Origin of the sequence: Paenibacillus spongiae (genome assembly GCF_024734895.1) — a bacterium.
Classification (GTDB): Bacteria; Bacillota; Bacilli; order Paenibacillales; family Paenibacillaceae; genus Paenibacillus_Z; species Paenibacillus_Z spongiae.
Window position 1 is genome coordinate 519,148 of record NZ_CP091430.1, and the last position, 19,748, is coordinate 538,895.

The following is a 19,748-nucleotide window of genomic DNA, read 5'->3' on the forward strand; positions in this document are numbered from 1 at the left end:
TGGCCGTTCCTTAATTTAACAAAACCTTGTTACAGTCGCATTGAAAGGGGGGCTTGTACATATTGAGTTAAGTTTTCTCCGCTTGCAGGTGAAATTCGTAAAAAGTATGCACAAACAAAAGGAGTGGTGAGGTAGTGATCGATATGATGGTTGGCTCGAAACAGTTTCAGGAAAAGATTCGGTATCCCGTTATTGCGCTTTTGGTTGGGCTAGCCTTGTTGGCTTTGATAAAGCCTGTATTCGCGCTTGACACCGACGCGGTTGTAACCGGAACCGTCTTTAAGGACAAGGACGCGGACGGCGTTAAAGATGCCAATGAACCCGGTATTGCGGGCATGAGCGTCTCCGACGGCAAGGAATTTACAAAGACGGATGACGAAGGAAATTATAGTCTAACCGTAGATACAGCAAGACGACTGGGTGACATTGTTTTCGTCAATGTGCCCAGCGGTTATAAAGTGCCTGTTAACAAGGATAAGACGCCTCAATTTTACAAGCAGCTTGGGGAACTGCAACCAAATGAACAACGGGTGCAGGATTTCGGCCTGTTGATCGCTCCCGAGACTGCCAAACCGGACTTTAATTTTGCAAATGCGGCCGATGTTCATGTCCAAGCGGGCTCGGCAAACTACAAGGAACGGTTTATCGGGCAGATTGAGCAAATCAATAATTCGACCGAGAAGCCTGCTTTTATCGCTGTGAGCGGAGACTTGACCAACCGCGCGACAGATCAGGAGTTTCTGGATTACATGGCGGGAACTGCAGTCTCAAAAATTCCTGTATATCCGGCAGTAGGAAATCATGATGTAACCCCCGGTCCGGACTATCGTACCCGAATCGACCGCTACCGCATGTATTTGGGACCGGAATGGTATTCTTTCGACTATGGCAACCGCCATTTCGTCACGCTCGAAAACAACCTTGGATTTAGCGAGGCGGATCAGCTTGAATGGCTGCGCAAGGACTTGGAAGCGAACGCCGTCGACAAAGAGGTCGTGGTCATCATCCACAAACCTCTGAAGGCTCCGCAGACGCCGAACGGCACCGAGGAGTACATCGATCTTCTTGGTAAGTACAACACGGTGTTGTTATTAATGGGACATATCCATTTGAACGATGTCGACACGATGGACAAGTTACCGGGGGCTAACTACGTTCTCACCAACTCAAGCGCGTATACGATCGACCAGACACCTAACGGGTTCCGACATGTGAAGTTCAAGGGTGGGAGCCAGGTTACTCCTTTCAAAATGTTTGATGTCGAGAAAAGCTTGTCCATCGTCAATCCAGCGCCGGGAAGCAAAATCGAGCAGGGTATGATGGATGTGCTGGTCAACGCATACGATACTTCGAAAGAAGTCAACAGTGTTCAATATCGCATTGACGGCGGCGTGTGGTTCAATCTGAAGAAGTCGAGCGCAGTTTCATGGACCGCAGCCTATGATGCCCGAAGGTCAGTTGCCGGCAAGCACAAGATTGAAGTGAAAGTAACCGATGCTGCCGGAAAACGTTGGGAACGATCGGGCGAGTATGAAATCGTTCGGCCCGGCAGTTTACCCGACATTCAAGCCGGCGCAAACTGGCCGATGTTTCACGGCAATGCGCAGCATACCGGAAAGGCTGCCGATGCTTTGACGCCAGAACTTCGGTTGGCTTGGAGTTACAAGACGCCGGGGAGCATTCTCACTTCTTCGCCGGCAATCGCCGACGGAGTGGCGTATATAGGAACGCGTGACGAAGATGGAGCCGATCATCAGGGAGTTCATGCGGTTGATCTGAAGACGGGCCTGAGGAAGTGGTATTTTAAAGCCAACGCCCAAGTGCATTCTTCGCCGGCTGTGGCTGACGGCATCGTCTACGCCTCGTCGATTCACGGAACGCTCTATGCGTTGAATGCGGCAAGCGGCGAGAAGCTTTGGGAGAAAACAGTAGGCCCGCAGGACGGGAGCCGGGCGTGGATGTACTATTCTCCGACTGTCGCGGAACAGGTGGTATATCAGGCATACGGCGGCGGTGCGATCATGGCGCTGGATGCGAAGACAGGCGACGAGCTCTGGAACAAACCGCTTGCCGGAGGCTGGTTCGCCGATAGTTCGCCGGTTTATGATAACGGTAAAGTTTATGTCGGTGCCGAAGGATGGATCGTCGCATTAGATGCGAAGACCGGAGCCGAACTATGGCGTACAAAACCGGCCCTCGGAGATAATGTTATGCATTCGATGCCTGCCATTGCGGATGGCCGGCTGTATATGGGTCTGGGTTATAAAGGCGGACTCATCGTCGCCCTTGACGCTTCGACAGGCCAAGAGCTTTGGCGTTACTTAAGCACCGATACTTCCTATATCGCGGGCTATACAACGGGTTCTTCACCGGCTCTGGTGGACGGAGTCGTATATATAGGAATGTCGGATGGCAACGTCGTTGCGCTTGATGCCGAAAAAGGTACATTGCTATGGAAATACCGCACCAAGGGCGGAATCATTTCCTCGCCTGCCGTCAGTGGAGATACCATCTTTATCGGTTCTAACGATGGCAACTTGTATTCACTAGATAAAAAATCAGGACAACTTTTATCGCAATACGAGATCGGCACATGGGTCGCTTCCTCACCGGCCATTACTGGCAATACGCTCGTCGTCGGAGCTTTCGACGGCAATCTGTACGCTTTTACATCTCAATGACGTGAAAGATATTCGCAATAGTTGAAATCAAGAGGCCCTTTATCCGAATCCGGGAGGCAAGGGCCTCACCTTTTCTACCCGCATAAGACGCGTGAGAGATGTGAAGAAAGCAGTAATCTGCTGTTTGGGATTGTTGTATGTTTGGTTGGGCATCCTGATGCGTTCTCCGGTTGTTTAGGCGCATACGGATACAGTGAAGGATATTCGAAGGTGACATTGGAAGAGAATAACATGCATTATGTGCTTTATATAGATTATTTTGAATTCGGACGGGTCGTCGATCCCGGAGTGAATCCCGGCGTTCCGCGAAATGAATTAAGCTCGGCGTTACAGAACAATCGGAGGCTGTAGCGGAATATTTGAACTCTCATCTTAAGGTTACCGTGAATGGCGTACGATCCGAAGCCCGAGCTTTCCATCGTATCGGAGAAATACGACACGATTCTGAATCTCGCTCCTCAGGTCGACAGTCTTTCGTTCGACTTCGAGGGCGCCTTCCGGAACGAGGTTGCGCATTTCATCGACAGCACTCTCGGCCTGTAGGAGACGCTCAGCCCGGTCGAGGACGGCGTGGAAATAATGAAAATGCTGTGTGCCGTTTATGAATCGGCCCGCACCGGGCGTGAAATCGTGTTTAAGCCGTAATTAATGGCGTGAAATCATTGCTTAAATTCGCCCTCTTTTTTATATATTTCTACCGCTTTAGCATTTTCCACAAGCCGAAAAACCTTGATATGACAGGGTTTTTCGGCTTTTTGCATCAGATCGGGGGAGGAATAGAGATAACGCCGAAATCGAATAATTTACGGTTGCTGTAAACGCTTTTATCATGAGAAATATCCGAAGCTTGTAATCGGTTGCAAAGATTCGGGGGGAAGACGACATCATAAGGGGAGGAAGAAAAATGTCAAAGAAGTTGGTCAGCGTACTGCTGGTACTGACGATGTTCATCGCGGTACTGGCTGCGTGCGGCAGCAACAACAGCAACAAAGAAGGCAAAGGCGGCGAAGAAGCTCCGGCCGGAAATCAAACCAATAAAGGAAGCGATCCCGCGCCTGCGGCAGATCCCAATCAATATGGGGACACCGGCGGATTGAAGCTGCCGCTTGTCGATAAGCCAACCACGATTACATGGATGGTCGTCAGCGAGAACACGAATTTGAACGACAAGCTTATCGTGAAGGAAATCGAGAAGCGCACCGGGATTAAGATCAATTTCCAGGCTTACTCGCCGGCCACTTACAGCGACAAGCTGAAGGTTACGGTTGCTTCAGGCAAGCTTCCGGACATCTTCCACGGCCTGACTGCGGCGGAACTCAAGAAGATCGGCCAGCAAAAAGCGGTTGTAGCGATCAACGAATACTTAGACATGCTGCCGAACTTCAAGAAGCTGTACGTCGATGAGAATCCTTGGGTCATGAAATCGTACTCCGACGAGGGCGGCAATATCTACACCTGGCCAGTCGCCAACATCAACCGCGACGTTAACCATGGTTTTATGTACCGCAAAGATATTTTCGACAAGCTTGGCATTAAGGAATGGACGAATACCGAAGAGTTCTATCAAGCGCTTAAGAAGCTGAAAGAGGCTTATCCCGATTCTTATCCTTATGCTTCCAAGACGAAGGACTTTATTTTCCGCGACTGGTCTTACGGCTGGGGAATCGGCGGTGCCAGCTACCCGGCTTACTACGACGAGAATGCGAAAGTATGGAAATACGCCACTACGCAGCCGGAACATAAAGAAATGCTGGATTTCATGAAGAAGATGTACAACGAAGGACTGCTCGATCCTGAGTTCATTACCGATACGACGGATTCTTGGACAGCCAAGATGACGACGAACAATAAAGCATTCGTAACATGGGACTGGATCGGCCGTCTGGATCTGTTCTATAACCAGATTAAAGATCAGAATCCGGAGTATGACCTCCGCTACGGCACGCCGGTCGGACCGACGGGCAACGGAGCGACGCTGCCTAAGATCGACCCGAACTTCAGCATTGCGGTCTCCAACAACGAGAATAAGGAAGCGGCGTTGAAGCTTCTGGACTACTTGACCAGCCCGTCCGGCGCAACGCTTGTCACGATGGGCGTGGAAGGCGAGACGTTCATGATGGATAACGACAAAGCCGTCTATCCGGAGCTGACGGATGTGCCGCTCGTCGACATCAGCGTGCTGGAAGAGCGTTATGGTCTGTGGCTGCAGGGCATGTACGTCAATTCCGACCGCCGCAGCGTGTACTATAACTTCACGGAGAAAGAGCAGGAGGCGCAAGACAAGCGCCTGAATGCCAACACGTTCGAACCGGCGGATCCGGTTCTGAACTTCACCGACGAGGAAACGGCCCAAATCGCCGAAATTCATACGACGCTGCTGAAATCCGCCAGCGAGTTCAATGCCAAATATATTCTCGATAAGTCTTATGGGGATAAGCAGTGGCAGGATTGGCAGAAGAACGCGGAGAAGCAAGGCGCGGCCAAGCTCATCGAAATCTTCAACGCCGCTCAACAGCGTTACGACGCAAATAATTAATGTGACGTAAGTTTAACGCCAATGATGGGACGAAGAACGAATGACAAGATGATTGAACGGAGATTTGATGCACAAGTCACTGTGTTGGCTTGAATCGAAAGATTACGCACAACCTGCTGCGCAGGCAGAATATTCTTCCGATCGCTGTTGTTCCCGGACTTTCTTGAATTATTACTAATAGGTTGAAATCCGGGAACAAAGGCGGCCGCTGACGCTTCTTCAGAATCATTCTTCCTGCTCCGCCAGCTGTCCCTATCTTGCGTTCATTCGAAATAAAACCATCAAAACGGTGATCGGCATGCGCCCGGAAACGGTTGGTTTCCGGGCGCTGTCCAATCATCCAGGCTGAACAGCCCACGCAAAAACTAGGCCTATGCTTACGAAGTAAATTTTTGCTCGACTAGCGTCGGGCGAAGCCACGCAAAACTATACAAGTTGAACGGAATTTTCGCTTGGCCGAACGGAAAACTGGCATGAGTTCGTCGGCGGCGACCCGCATTGGCGAGCGTATCGATTGTTACGGACCGTGAGTCCGCTATTTCGCCTTGTTGGCCCTTTATTGTTGCACTTGCGGACCCTCAGTCCTCTATTGGCTGCTAAACGGCCTCTTTCCCCCTCATGTGGACGAATAGCGGATACAGGGTCCGCAACACCTATAATAATCGGGTTTCCTGCTAAATAGAGGACTGTATGTCCGCAAAGGATCGTGCCGTACGAGACACGATCGAAGGTTCCTTCGTTCAACTTAACTAGGCTTATGTACGAAGTGAGTTTTTGCTCGACTAGCGTCGGGCGAAGCCACGCAAAAACGAAGCTTATGCTTACGAAGTAAGTTCTGCTCGATATCGCTTCCCTGAAGCGATGAGCTCACAAAACTAAGCCTATGCTTACGAAGTAAGTTCTGCTCGATATCGCTTCCCTGAAGCGATGAGCTCACAAAACTAAGCCTATGCTTACGAAGTAAGTTCTGCTCGATATCGCTTCCTTGAAGCGATAAGCTCACAAAACTAAGCCTATGCTTACGAAGTAAGTTTTTGCTCGACTGGCGTCGGGCGAAGCCCACGCAAAAACTAAGTTTATGCTTACGAAGTAAGTTTTTGCTCGATATCGCTTCCTTGAAGCGATGAGCTCACAAAAACTTTAAGGAGGAACCATTATGGCGCACGTTAACACTGAGACTGTCCAAGCACCATCGCGATCCTTAAGAGGCAGAATCGTCTCGGTGTTCCGGCATATGAGGCGGGACCGGCAGCTGCTGATGCTGTTCATCCCTTGTCTGCTCTTCTATGCTATTTTTCGTTACGGCCCGCTGTACGGCATGATCATCGCATTCAAGGACTACAGCGTATTTACCGGTATTATGGGAAGCGACTGGGTGGGGCTGAAGCACTTCGAAAAGTTTTTCTCCAGCGCCGACTTCTGGCTGCTGTTCAAGAACACGCTGTTACTCGGTTCGCTTACGCTCGTTTTCGGATTTCCGTTTCCGATCATTCTCGCCATTCTATTAAATGAAGTCAGAGTCAAATGGTTCAAGAAATCGGTCCAGACGATCAGCTACCTTCCGGCTTTCTTATCCGTCGTCATTATAAGCAGCATGATAATCGACTTCTTGTCCCCTAACCAAGGCATATTCAACCAACTGCTGGCTGCGCTTGGTTTTGAGAAAATATATTTTCTGATCGAGCCAGAATGGTTCCGTCCCGTCTACGTGCTATCGGACATCTGGGCTACGGTCGGATACGAGGCGATCATCTACATGGCGGCGATCGCCGGCATCAGCCCGTCCTTGTATGAGGCGGCCAAGGTGGATGGGGCCAAGCGGCGCCACATGATCTGGTCGATTACGATTCCAAGCATCATGCCTACGATTATCATCATGTTCATTCTCAAGACAGGCTCGATGATCCGCGTCGGTTACGAGAAGGTGCTCCTGCTCTATAACCCGATGACCTATGAAGTAGCCGATGTCTTCTCCACGTACGTGTACCGGAAAGGGCTTCTGGAAAGCAACTACAGCTATGCCGCAGCCGTCGGGCTATTCGAGGCGCTTGTCGCGATGACGATGCTGCTGTCGGCCAACTATATCAGCAAGCGACTGGGGGGTAACGGGCTATGGTAGCAAAAGGCCTTCGAAGCATATCCCTGTTCCAGATCATCAATACCATTCTCCTGGTATGCCTTGCCGTTGCGACGATTTACCCGATTCTGTACATTACGGCGGTTTCGCTAAGCGATACCTCTTACGTCGTCCGGGGTGAAGTGACGCTGCTTCCGAAAGGGTTCAACTTCGGAGCGTACAAAGAGGTGCTCATGGATAACCGCATCCCTAGAGCATATTTGAATACAATCTATTATACGGTGCTGGGCACGGTCATTAACCTGCTGATGACGGCGGTCGCGGCTTATCCGCTCTCGAGGAGAACGTTCTTCGGCCGGAAGTTTTTCATGCTGGCGATTATCATTACCATGTTCCTGAACCCGGGCATCATTCCGAACTACGTCATCGTTCAAAACCTGGGACTGCTCGACTCCGTATGGGCGCTCGTGCTGCCGAATGCGATCTGGACCTTCGAGCTGCTCATTCTGAAGAGCTTCTACGAAAGCATGTCGGGCTCGCTGCGGGAGGCCGCCGTCGTGGACGGGGCGTCGGAATACCGGATTTTGTTCAATATCGTCATTCCGCTTTCCAAGCCGGCGCTGGCATCGATCGGATTGTTCTATTTCATGGGGCATTGGAACAGCTTCTTCATCCCGATGATCTACTTGAACGATGCGGCGATGTATCCTCTACAGGTTGTGCTGCGGGATATGTTGATCTTCAACGAAGGCGGGAACAATCCGAGTCTGGTGGATGCCGCTGCGCTTGCTCCGCAAGCGATGAAGAATGCGACGATCGTCCTGTCCATGATCCCGGTGCTGATGATCTATCCGTTCGCGCAGAAATATTTTGCCAAAGGGGTTATGCTCGGCTCCGAGAAGGGATGAGCAGACGGCCTGTTGAAATTAGTGGGATGACATCATGAGAGGTGGCACCCAATGAATCGGTTGATCGCAAGCAGAGGCTTGCTGCAAATCTTTTTTGCTTTGCTGCTGGTTATCGTCATCATGTTCGTATCCAACTACGTCGTCTATAAAAATTCGATCTCCGGTATTTACGAGAAAGTGGCGCAGAACAACCGGCTGGTGGTCAAAAATATTATTCAATCCTACAATAACAGCTTTACGACCGTGAATAATCTCATCTTCACCATTCATGGGCTGCCTTACGACAACCTCTTCGCTTCCGCAGACGGGAGCATCGATATGGCCAAGGTGTATTCGCTGCAGGATAACATCACAACGCTTGCCTCGTCGGTCGATTATATCGAGGATATTATCATTTTTTTCGATAATCACGATTTGGCGATCACCTCCAAGGGTACGAGCGATATGTCGGTCCTGTTCGATAAGAAATTCAAGCATGACATCTATAACACCGGGTATTGGAAAACATTCGCGAGGTCCAAGCATCCGTCCACCGTGTTCCCGGCCGATACGTTCGTCAGTCAGGGAGAGACGATGACGAAGAAGAGCAGGCGGCTGATCCCGATCCTCGACGGCAACAAGGTCAGGATGTCCGATAAGAACATCCTGGTCATGATTAACGTCGATAAGCTGCTCAACCATGTCGACATGAAGGCGATGCTGCCGGGGGCCTCCCTCATCGTGCTCGATCCGGCGCGCAGAATCATTCTGAGTACGGAGCAGGATTGGGATCTGGTCGAAGTGCTGAACGATGTCTATTTCAATGCATCCAGCGAAGCTTCGCTGACCCATAACAATTTCGAGTACAACTTCTACAAGTCGGACTATAACAGCTTTGTTTATATCGACAAGGTTCCGTATCAATTCAAGAACATTGATTCGGTCACGAACGCCAGCCGGACGATCATGATCATGGCGATTATTTGCGCGGTCATCTTGTCCGCCGTGCTCAGCATATACTTATACCGGCCGGTGAAGGGGATTCTGAAGCTGCTTGGCGGGGGAAGCATCAAGGGCAATGATTTCCGCAAAATCCATAGCGGGATCGTGAAGGTGCAGGCCGAGAACGAATCGCTCAAGAAGCAGATGAATTTCGTCGATCTGGAAATCCGCAGAGGCGTGTTCCTGCAAACGCTTGATTCGCATAACCACTCCCAGGAATATGAAATCCAGATGCAGAAGTACTACCCGTATTTCTTTCGGGACCGCCAATTCGTCATGGCAGCCATCCATTTGAAAGGGCTTCATGCGGACAAGGAGCAGACGGATCTGTCCATCGAGGAGATGACCGAGGCGATAAGAGCCGGCCTGCAGGTGGAAGCCGGCCATGTCGTCGTCTTCCATTCGAGTCAGCTGCAGTTTCTGGCCATGATCGGCATCGGCCATTCGTCCGAACGGGCAGCCGTCATCGGCCGTCTGGAAGCGTTCGTTCAACGGGCGGAGAAAGAGGAGCTGAAGGGCTTCATGCTCTGGGCGTGCATCAGCAAAGTTTACGATTCCCATATGAGAAACTGCCGCGCGGCCTATCAGGAGATTATGAACGGCATGCAGTACCGGAATGTCAATCCGGCCGGAGCGGTCCTGGACACAACGTCTATCCGTTTCGTGGCTGACATGCATTTTCCGTTCGAGAAAATCGAGAAGTTGTCCAACTGCATGCTCAGCGGGAAGACGAACGAGGGCGTGCGGATTATTACCGACCTGATCAAGGAAAATGCGGACCGGGGCATCCATCATCATCAGCTTGTGCATGCAGCCAGAAGCATCTTGTCCCACATGATGAAGCAGATCGAGGTTTCGCCTGCGCTCGCCAAGGAGCTCTACCGGCTGGAAGCCGACTTTCTGCAGAAGGTGGAGAACGCATACGGTTACAAGGACATTCAGGATGCGCTGCTGGAGGCGGTGCAATACGTGGCAAGCAAGCGCAGCCAGGACCAGAAGAGCAAGCTGAATCCGGCCTTCATCTCGCAGTATATCGAGCTGCACTATATGGAAAATTTATATCTCGACCATATGGCCGAGGTGCTGGATACGAGCCCGAAATATTTTTCGAACTATTTCAAGAAAACCTTCGGCGTCAATTACGTGGAATACCTGAACAAGGTCCGGCTGTCGCATGCCAGGGAACAGCTGAAGCATACGGACCTGAGCATTGCCGAAATCGGCGAGAAGACGGGCTATATGAATTCATCGACCTTTACGACGACGTTTAAAAAATATTATGGGATCTCCCCGAGCGAGTACCGTAAAAATCCGGGGGATTGAGCCAGAAGGAGCGGGTTATGAAAGCGGTAGCAGCGATTAAAGGCGAGATTGTCATAGCGGAAACGGAGCTGATCGAGCCTCCGGCCGGCCATGTGCGGATCCGGACCGAATATTCCGCGATTAGTCCGGGTACGGAGATGTCGTTTCTGAAGCGGGCCGCGGAGCAGGAGGTCGTACTCGGCTACAGCGCCGTCGGCATTGTCGAGCGGATCGGCCCGAACGTCACGGGCCTTGAGATCGGCCAGCGTGTGGCTTGTTACGGCGCGCCTTATGTGCGTCATGCCGAATGGATGACGGTTCCGTCCAATCTGACGGCCGTCGTGCCGGATCATGTGCGTCCGGAGGAAGCCGCCTTCGCGGGGCTGGGCGCAATCGCGATTCATGCACTCCGCACGGCGGATATCCGGTTCGGGGAGTCGGCGGTCATCGTCGGACTGGGCATCCTCGGCCAGATTACGGCGCAGATTGCGTCCGCTGCGGCGTTCCGCATGGCGGGTTTAGATGTGAACGCCGGCCGGGTAGAGCTGTTGAAGCAGCAGGGAATCGTGCATGCCTACGCCTCGCAGGAGCAGCTGGAAGAGCGGCTTCCTGACGTCACGGGCGGTCCAGGCGCGGATTGCGTGCTTCTGTGCGCAGGCGGCCCGGGCGAAGAATTGATTAACCGCTCGATGACTTGGATCCGGGATAAGGGGAAGATCGTCATCGTCGGCGATTTGACGACCTCATTTTCCAGAAACATGATGTTCGGCAAGGAAGTTCAGGTGCTCATCTCGCGCGCGGGAGGCCCGGGACGGTACGATACAGGCTACGAAAGGGATAACCGGGATTATCCGATCGGGTTCGTGCGATGGACGGAAGGCCGTAATATCGGGGCTTATATTCACCTGCTGGCGGAGAAGCGCATTGCCGTAGCGCCGCTCATCTCCGATATCTTCCCGTTCGAGCGCGCCGCGGAAGCGTACGAGAACTACAGTGTGAAGCCGGGCGTGATGGGAACGCTGCTGAAGTATGGAGGGTAACGGGATGACGGCTTACAAGCAAGCGGATATCGCCATTATCGGAGGCGGCCTGGGCGGCTGTGCCGCCGCCTTGGCTGCGGCCAAAGCAGGAAGACGCGTTATTATGACGGAGGAGACGGATTGGATCGGCGGGCAGCTGACCAGCCAAGCGGTTCCGCCGGATGAACATCCTTGGATCGAGCAGTTCGGGTGTACGTCCAGTTATCGGGAATACCGCAGCCGGGTAAGGGAGTATTACAAGCGCAACTTCCCGCTTACGGAGGAGGCGCGAAGCCGCCTGCAATTCAATCCGGGCAGCGCGACGGTGAGCCGCATCTCCCATGAGCCGAGGGTGGCTCTGGCGGTTCTGCGGGACATGCTGGCCCCGTATATCCACAGCGGGAAGCTTACGATTATGGACCGTCACCGGGCCGTTCATGCCGAGAGGGAGGGCGACAGCGTCCGTGCCATCCATGTGAGTGATGAGGCATCGGGTGAGATATCGGTTCTGACCGCAGCCTATTTCCTCGACGCAACGGAAGAAGGGGATGTTCTTCCGATCACGGGGACGGAGTATGTGACGGGGGCGGAATCCGCGGCGCAAACCGGGGAACCGCATGCGCTGCCGGGACAGGCGGATCCGGCGGACATGCAGGCGTTCACATGGTGCTTCGTCGTCGATCATATCGAAGGCGAAGATCATACGATCGCAAAACCGGCGCAGTATGAATTCTGGAAGCAGTATCGCGCGGACTTCTGGCCGGACAAGCAGTTGAGCTGGACGGGCCTTGTGCCGCATACGCTCGAGCCGATCCGGTACAGCCTGTTCCCTGACGGGCAATCGTTCTCCTTATGGCAATACCGGCGGTTCATCGATCGTTCACAGTTTGCCGAAGGAAGCTTCGACAGCGATATAACGGTCGTCAATTGGCCGCAGAACGACTATTGGCTGGGCTCTATTATTGACGTCAGCCCGGAAGAGCGGGAGAAGCATCTTGAGAATGCGAGACAGCTGAGCCTCTCGCTGCTGTATTGGATGCAGACCGAGGCCCCCCGTCCGGATGGCGGGAAGGGGTATCCGGGCTTGCGTCTTCGTCCGGATGTGACCGGCACGGCCGACGGGCTGGCGAAGAGCCCGTACATCCGGGAATCGCGCCGGATCGCCGCCGAATGTACGGTAGTGGAGCAGCATCTCAGTCCGGCTAGCCGCCCGGAAGGCAAAGCGATGGATTATTTCGACTCCGTCGGCGTAGGGTGTTACCGGATCGATCTCCATCCGAGCACCGGGCTTCGCACGTACATCGACGTGCCGAGCCTGCCGTTCCAAATTCCGCTGGGCAGTCTGATTCCCGTCCGAACGAACAATCTGCTGGCAGCTTGCAAGAATATCGGCACCACCCATATTACGAACGGATGCTACAGACTGCATCCGGTCGAATGGAACATCGGCGAGTCTGCCGGGTATTTGGCGGCCTATTGTATCGAACACGGGATCGAGCCGAGAGCGGTCCGGAACGACGGGAAGCACCTGAAGGCCTTCCAGCAGCTGCTCGTGCAAGCGGGTATCGAGCTGCGCTGGCCTTCTATTGGAGCCGTTTAGCCGTCAAGACTGACGATACTAGGGTGTTCCCACCTTCTATATAGAAGGTGGGAACAACGGAGGCAACAACGAGTGGAGCAGGAAGAATGATTCTGGAGAAGCGTTAACGGCCGCCATCGTTACTGGATTTCACAAGGAAATCCGGCAACGATGGCGACCGTAATAATAATCTGCCTGCGCAATGGCTTGCTTGCCATACATACGTTCAATCTACATATCAGGGATAGAAAGGTGCCGATCCGCATAAAGTATGGGCGATAGCTTCATACAATAGGCATAAAAGGAGGCAGAAGCATGAATACCGGGCGTGATGATAATGTCACAGATGAAGCGGAGCTGGCGTATATTACGGCTCTAATCCGCGAGCAGGCGATCCGGCAGGATGAGATAACGAATGTCCCGCCGGCAGACGTATTCGATGCCGTGGAGGATATCGGCGAGGTGAAGGAGGAGGAAGCCGACTGAAATTATTTTTGACAAATTGGTTGGCTTTCTGCTAGAATCAGAACACCGGACAGTTGTCCGGTCATTTTTTTGTTGGATGCGGACAATTGTCCGCAGGCCGGAGGAGGAAGAGAAACTTGAATGCTGCAGGCACAGAGAAACAGGCCCCCGTTGATTTGAGCGGGATCAAGAGAGGGCCGATCGTAGCCGCTCTAATTATTGGGGCGTTCGTGGCGATTCTGAATGAAACGCTGCTCAACATCGCTTTTCCAGATTTAATGAAAGAATTCGGCATTGGGCCTTCCACGATTCAGTGGCTGTCCACCGTGTATATGCTCGTAATCGGCATACTCGTGCCGGTAACCGCACTGCTTCAGCAGTGGTTTACGACCAGGCAGATGTTCTTGTCGGCCATGATTCTATTCTTGGCCGGAACGGTCATATGCGCCGCGGCGCCATCATTCGAGCTGCTGCTAGTCGGCCGGATCGTGCAAGCCCTCGGTACGGGGCTTATGCTGCCGGTTATGATGAATACGATCCTCGTGATCTATCCTCCGGAGAACCGGGGTGCGGCGATGGGGATGATCGGTCTCGTTATTATGTTCGGACCGGCAATCGGTCCTACCTTGTCGGGATTCATCATCGACCATCTCAGCTGGCGCTGGCTGTTTATCCTTGTTATTCCGCTGGCGATCTTCTCGATCCTATTTGCCTCAATGTTTCTGAGGAATGTGACGGACCTGACGAAACCGAAGGTCGACATTCTGTCCATCGTCCTGTCGAGCATCGGTTTTGGCGGGATCGTATACGGCTTCAGTAAAGCGGGCGAAGGCTCATGGTCCGATCCGGCCGTCGTATGGACGCTGGTTGCCGGCGGCATCGGGCTGATATTGTTCATTATCCGGCAGCTTATCGTACGGGAGCCGATTCTCGATCTTCGTGCGTTCAAGTATCCGATGTTCTCGATCGTGACCGTGCTTCTGCTCGTTCTCATGATGACCTTGTTCTCCACGATGATTCTGCTTCCGTTATTCCTGCAGACCGCTCTACTGATGACGGCTTTCAAGGCGGGTCTTACGCTCATGCCGGGCGGGGTCGTGAACGGAATTATGGCGCCGATCTCCGGCAAGCTGTTCGATAAATTCGGGCCAAGGGTGCTCATCATCCCGGGTCTGGTGCTCGTACTGATATCGATCTTTTTCTTCAAAGACATATCCGTCGAGACGACAGCGGGTTACGTAGTCACGCTTCATATCGTACTGATGATCGGAATTTCAATGGTCATGATGCCGGCGCAGACGACCGGGCTTAATCAGCTCCCCCGTCACCTGTATCCGCATGGAACGGCGATTCTGAACACGCTGCAGCAGGTAGCCGGTGCAATCGGCACGGCGCTGTTCATCAGCATCATGTCGTCGGGAACGAAGAACTATTTTGCTTCCAATCCGCAGGCTACAGAAGCCGAAGGCTTGGTTGCCGGCTTGCAGGATGCTTTCTTGATCGCATTCCTCGTCGGTATCATTGCACTTGTGATCGGGTTGTTTATCAAACGCGTGAACGTGTCGCCTGAGCAGGAGAAGAAAGAAGTGGCGTGATTCAGACGTTTCCAGCAGCTTGTAAAGGAAGGGACGAAGATGGAAAAGGGTACGGATAGACTTCGCTTGGAAATTATGAGAACAGCCCAGCAGCTGTTCGACGAGCACGGCGTTGAAGCCGTCAGCATGCATCAGGTTGCGAAGTCGGCCGGCATCGGCCAAGGAACGTTATATCGTCGTTATCCGAATAAGAGCAGTCTATGTCTCAGTTTGATGGAAACGAAGTTCGATCGGTTTAAGCAGTCGATCGTCGATTATTTGCAGGAGAATGCGGACGCTCCGGCCGTAGAGCGGCTCTCTCGGATTATGACGAGTTTGGTTGAATTTCTGAATGAGGATTTGGAATGGGTCAAGACCGTGTTCCATTGCGAGAGGCTCGAGGATTCGAGAGATTGCTTGTTCCAGATCCCTCCTTTCATATTTTTTCGCGAAACGATACAAGGCTTGTTGGAGGAAGCGGCGGCCAAGGGGGACCTCATCGCGCTCGACCCGATGTTCGTTTCCAGTGTAATGGCTTCCTCGATAAGACCCGAGTTGATGCTTTACTTGCGGGATTCCGGATATTCATCGGCACAGATTGCCGAGCAAACGGTCAATACATTTATTAAGCCGCTGTTTATCCGCTCGGGCCGCGGGTGACAACTTTACGGATACGCCAGTCAAGAGGGCTGCCTTCGCTGTTTATCAGCGGGGCAGCCCTCTTGGCGTATTCAAGCCGGAAGTTCGTCGGGAAGGGCGTCTATTTCCCCCGCTATGGCCATATACTCTATCAACAAACCATTCCTGGGTAGGAGGATGAAGATAGAATGATAGAGAGACAGGGCAATCGGACGTACTGGACTTGGCTGGCTGTGGTGTTTGTTGTAATGGTATGCGGATTGGCGCGGCCGCATGAAGCGGATGCGCAGGATTCCAAGGCCGCACAATCCCCGGTTAAGAAGCAGGGCACGGTCTATTTGACGTTCGATGACGGCCCGAGTAAGCTGACGCCTCAGGTGCTCGATATTCTCGCAAGCAATGGCGTGCCTGCCACCTTCTTCGTGCTGGGAGAATCGGCAGATCGTTACGAAGATACCGTCCTTCGGATCGTGAACGAAGGGCATGCGATAGGCAATCATTCGTACAATCATGTCTATAAAGAGCTGTATGAAGATTTTATGGGGTTCTGGAATCAGGTGAAGCGGACCGACGATATTCTAACCCGCATAACGGGAAAGCATACGGCACTGCTGCGTGCGCCAGGAGGGACGCACACGAACTTCGACGCGTCCTATTTCAAGTATATACGCGAGGCCGGTTATACGATATTCGACTGGAATATGGATTCGGGTGATTCGAAGAGACGGAATGTGCCTGCCGCAGAGATCGTCAGGAACGTAAAGCAGGCGAAGCTGAAGGACGAAATTGTCTTGCTGATGCACGACGGGAGCGGGCATGGCGAGTCCGTCAAGGCGCTGCCTGAAATCATCCGATATTTTAAGGATAAGGGCTACCAGTTCGCTATTTTGACGGATCGTGTTAAGCCGGTAACCTTCTCTATGGGCCCGTCGAAATGGAAGCGGAGCTGGACGGAAAGCCAGCATGAACAAGCGAAAGAAGCGATTCAGAAGGCGCGTTCCGGCGAGGAGTGGCTGTCGCTCCGGGAATGGGTCGACGACAAAGGGACGGTGGAGTGGAATTCGGTCACGCGGGAAGCGCTGCTTCAGCTTGAGGGTAAATCGATCAGGCTTGTCCCGTCCGACGGTCAGTCTGTGCTGATCGCAGACGGCGAGTCTTCTGGCGTAACGGAGCCTATGTTCCGGATCGAGAACAATCGGATCTACATCTTGAAATCGGCTGCGGGGGAGCTATTCCCTTGATGGGCGCCGCTGGAGTGATGTATACCAAAACGAATAAAATCGGCAAAATGTATACCTTTTATAAAAAATGTATAATGAAAAAGGAAATAGTGTAGTCGGTATGGAAGACAACTAGGTAAGGCGAGCGAATGGACTCATCTTGTAAGCGCTATCCATGCTTTCGATCTGGTTCTTGAAATCAACTGGCAGTATGTGTGTATGTGATGAATACGTAAGCGGGTCTATTCTCATGGAGGTGCAGGGATGGAGAATAAGGATGCAGTGCCAATCATCGATAACGAGAGCGACACATGGACGGCTATAGACGGGCTAAGCCGGGAATTGCCGGGTTACGCGGAAGTCGGACCTCCGAAGCCGGATAAATTCGTAGGGATGTTCTATTTTCTGTGGATGGGACAGCACGGAACGGAGGGGCCGTTCGATGTGAGCGCCATTCTGGAGAAGCATCCGGAAGCGATTCATGACGGTTCCCATCCGGCCTGGGGGCCGATGACGAAATTTCATCACTGGGGTGAGCCGCTGACCGGCTACTACTTATCGGATGACCGGTACGTGATCAGGCAGCATGCACAGCTGCTTGCGGACGCGGGCGTGGACACGATTATTTTCGACGTCACGAATCAATTCACCTACAAGCATTGTTACATGACGTTATTAAGCGTCTACGCCGAGATGAGACAAGAGGGGGCCAGAACGCCCCAGATCGCTTTCTTGACGCCGTTCTGGGATCCGTCGCGGGTGGTCGCCGAATTGTTCCGCGACTTGTATGAGCCGAATCTGCATCCGGAGCTGTGGTTTCCGTGGAAGGGCAAGCCGCTTATTCTGGCCGATCCGGATAAGGTGCTCCCCGAGCACCGCGAGTTCTTCACCTTCCGCAAACCGGAGCCGTCCTACTTCGTCGGACCGTCCGGTCCGGACCAATGGTCGTGGCTCGAGGTATACCCGCAGCATGCATTCTACGATTCGGAAGGGAAGGTGGAACAGGTTTCGGTCGGCGTCGCGCAGAATGCCGTCGACGGGCGGCTGGGCTCGTTAAGCGAGCCTGGAGCACTTGGGCGCAGCTATTCCGGCGGGAAGCATTCAGGCCGCGCGGAAGATACGCCGTACGGCCTCAACTTCGCGGAGCAGTGGGAACGGGCGCTCGAGCTTGACCCGAGCTTCGTGTTCGTGACGGGCTGGAATGAATGGATCGCCTCCCGCTATGACGAGTTTAACGGCGTGCGTTATCCGGTCATGTTCGTGGATCAGTTCGATCACGAGAACAGCCGGGATATCGAGCCGATGCGGGGTGGCCACGGAGACAGCTATTATTATCAATTGATTTCGTATATCCGCAAATTCAAAGGGGTCCGCGATAAACAAACCTCCGCGCCGCCGTTATCGATCGATATCCAAGGGCCGTTCTCGCAATGGAAGGAGACTCAGCTGGAATACAAGGATGATGCGTGCGACACGGTTCATCGCGATCACGACGGCTGGGGGACTGCAGGGCGATACGTGAATCGGTCGGGCCGCAACGATTTCGTCACGATGAAGGCTGCCCATGACGAGCGCTTCCTCTATTTCTATGCCCGCACGAAGGACGAGCTGACGCCGCCGGGCGGCCCGTCATGGATGACGCTGCTGCTGCGTATTCAAGGCTCGGATCAGCCGGCGTGGGAAGGATATCATTATATCGTCAACCGGACTTCCGGCAGCGGGCCGGCTGCAGCTTTGGAGGCGTGCGAAGGCGGCTGGAGCTGGCGTCCTGTGGGCGAGCTCGCGCATCGTGCGGAGGGCAATGAATATATGCTGGCCATTCCAAGAGAATGGCTCGCGGCGGGAGCATCCGGAGGCGGGGAAATTCGGGTCTCCTTCAAGTGGGCCGATAACGTTCCGCTCGAAGGCGACATTCTCGACTTTTATTTGTACGGGGATACGGCTCCGGACGGCCGGTTCAATTACACCTATACCATTAGAGATTAGTTGAGTCGCAAGCCGCCGCCAGCACGGTTTTCCCTGTAAAGGGGCAATGCATGCATACAAACGGCCTTTGTTCGCAATTATTTGCAGCAAGGCTGTTTTTCTCGTTGAACTTTGAAAAATTCTAGTCATAGCCTGGAATTTCTGATAGTATCGAAGCCATTATTCGGCTGGTTGCTGCTGCAGCGTGCTCTTGTTTTCAGAAAGATTGAATGGCTTCTTGAAGAGGAATGGTTTTTTTGAAGATAGAAAATCGAATTGTACATCATATTAATCATATGTTGCTTTGACATATTAATGAAACAGATCTTAGGAGTTGTTCAGAATGAAAACAGAGAAAGAGAAAATGTTGTTGGCGAGAACTTTTATGCTAATTTCGACTGTGTATTACTGGATGTTTGTGAAATTAAGATTGGTGATAATGTTTTTCTTGCACCTGGCGTACACATCTATACCGCAACACATCCCCTGGATGCACAGGAGAGAATAACGGGGGCAGAATACGGAAAGCCGGTAACAATCGGTCATAATGTCTGGATAGGCGGGAGAGCCGTCATAAATCCTGGCGTTCAAATCGGCCATAATGTCGTGGTCGCTTCCGGTGCAGTCGTTACAAAAGATGTACCCGATAACGTTGTCGTAGGCGGGAACCCTGCGAAGGTAATCAAACAATTATAGGAGGGATCAGGCACCGCCGTTTCCTTCATCATGCCGGACCAACAGCGTAGCGGTCACAGGCAGCGGTCAGTTAAGAAACCTCTGATTACAAAATGACGATACATGG

The 19,748-nt window shown here is 52.7% G+C and carries 12 protein-coding genes and 2 pseudogenes; all 14 read left to right on the plus strand.

Annotated features, from left to right (window positions below; genetic code table 11):
- Positions 1-143 precede the first annotated feature (143 nt).
- Positions 144-2,681 carry an outer membrane protein assembly factor BamB family protein gene (locus L1F29_RS02275; RefSeq protein ID WP_258389577.1) on the plus strand — a complete coding sequence of 846 codons (2,538 nt, stop codon included), beginning with the start codon at positions 144-146 and terminating at the stop codon, positions 2,679-2,681.
- Positions 2,682-3,083: 402 nt separating this feature from the next.
- Positions 3,084-3,326: pseudogene (locus L1F29_RS34305) on the plus strand (Gfo/Idh/MocA family oxidoreductase); the annotation flags it as partial.
- A 259-nt stretch (positions 3,327-3,585) separates the two neighbouring features.
- Complete coding sequence (locus tag L1F29_RS02285; RefSeq protein WP_258386792.1) at positions 3,586-5,217, plus strand: extracellular solute-binding protein; 1,632 nt, start codon at positions 3,586-3,588, stop codon at positions 5,215-5,217.
- A gap of 1,156 nt (positions 5,218-6,373) precedes the next feature.
- On the plus strand, positions 6,374-7,336 hold the full coding sequence (locus L1F29_RS02290; protein WP_258386793.1) for an ABC transporter permease: 963 nt from the start codon (positions 6,374-6,376) through the stop codon (positions 7,334-7,336).
- Entirely contained in the window at positions 7,330-8,202 is an 873-nt protein-coding gene (locus L1F29_RS02295) for a carbohydrate ABC transporter permease (protein ID WP_258386794.1), read from the plus strand. The genes L1F29_RS02290 and L1F29_RS02295 overlap by 7 nt, the downstream gene beginning before the upstream one ends.
- Positions 8,203-8,253: 51 nt before the next feature.
- Positions 8,254-10,506 carry a helix-turn-helix transcriptional regulator gene (locus tag L1F29_RS02300; protein ID WP_258386795.1) on the plus strand — a complete coding sequence of 751 codons (2,253 nt, stop codon included), beginning with the start codon at positions 8,254-8,256 and terminating at the stop codon, positions 10,504-10,506.
- A gap of 17 nt (positions 10,507-10,523) precedes the next feature.
- Positions 10,524-11,525, plus strand: coding sequence for a zinc-dependent alcohol dehydrogenase (locus tag L1F29_RS02305; RefSeq protein WP_258386796.1), 1,002 nt, complete (start codon positions 10,524-10,526; stop codon positions 11,523-11,525).
- Between the two features lie 4 nt (positions 11,526-11,529).
- Entirely contained in the window at positions 11,530-13,104 is a 1,575-nt protein-coding gene (locus L1F29_RS02310) for an FAD-dependent oxidoreductase (RefSeq protein WP_258386797.1), read from the plus strand.
- Positions 13,105-13,398: 294 nt separating this feature from the next.
- Positions 13,399-13,569: a hypothetical protein gene (locus L1F29_RS02315; RefSeq protein WP_258386798.1), complete on the plus strand. Its 171-nt coding sequence runs from the start codon at positions 13,399-13,401 to the stop codon at positions 13,567-13,569.
- Positions 13,570-13,724: 155 nt separating this feature from the next.
- On the plus strand, positions 13,725-15,143 hold the full coding sequence (locus L1F29_RS02320) for an MDR family MFS transporter (RefSeq protein ID WP_373876519.1): 1,419 nt from the start codon (positions 13,725-13,727) through the stop codon (positions 15,141-15,143).
- Between the two features lie 39 nt (positions 15,144-15,182).
- Positions 15,183-15,782, plus strand: a complete 600-nt coding sequence (locus L1F29_RS02325; RefSeq protein ID WP_258386800.1) for a TetR/AcrR family transcriptional regulator — start codon at positions 15,183-15,185, stop codon at positions 15,780-15,782.
- Between the two features lie 167 nt (positions 15,783-15,949).
- Positions 15,950-17,002, plus strand: a complete 1,053-nt coding sequence (locus L1F29_RS02330) for a polysaccharide deacetylase family protein (RefSeq protein ID WP_258386801.1) — start codon at positions 15,950-15,952, stop codon at positions 17,000-17,002.
- 243 nt (positions 17,003-17,245) lie between these two features.
- Complete coding sequence (locus tag L1F29_RS02335) at positions 17,246-18,967, plus strand: hypothetical protein (RefSeq protein WP_258386802.1); 1,722 nt, start codon at positions 17,246-17,248, stop codon at positions 18,965-18,967.
- 516 nt (positions 18,968-19,483) lie between these two features.
- Positions 19,484-19,642 (plus strand): annotated as a pseudogene (locus L1F29_RS34310) (DapH/DapD/GlmU-related protein); the annotation flags it as partial.
- Positions 19,643-19,748 lie beyond the last annotated feature (106 nt).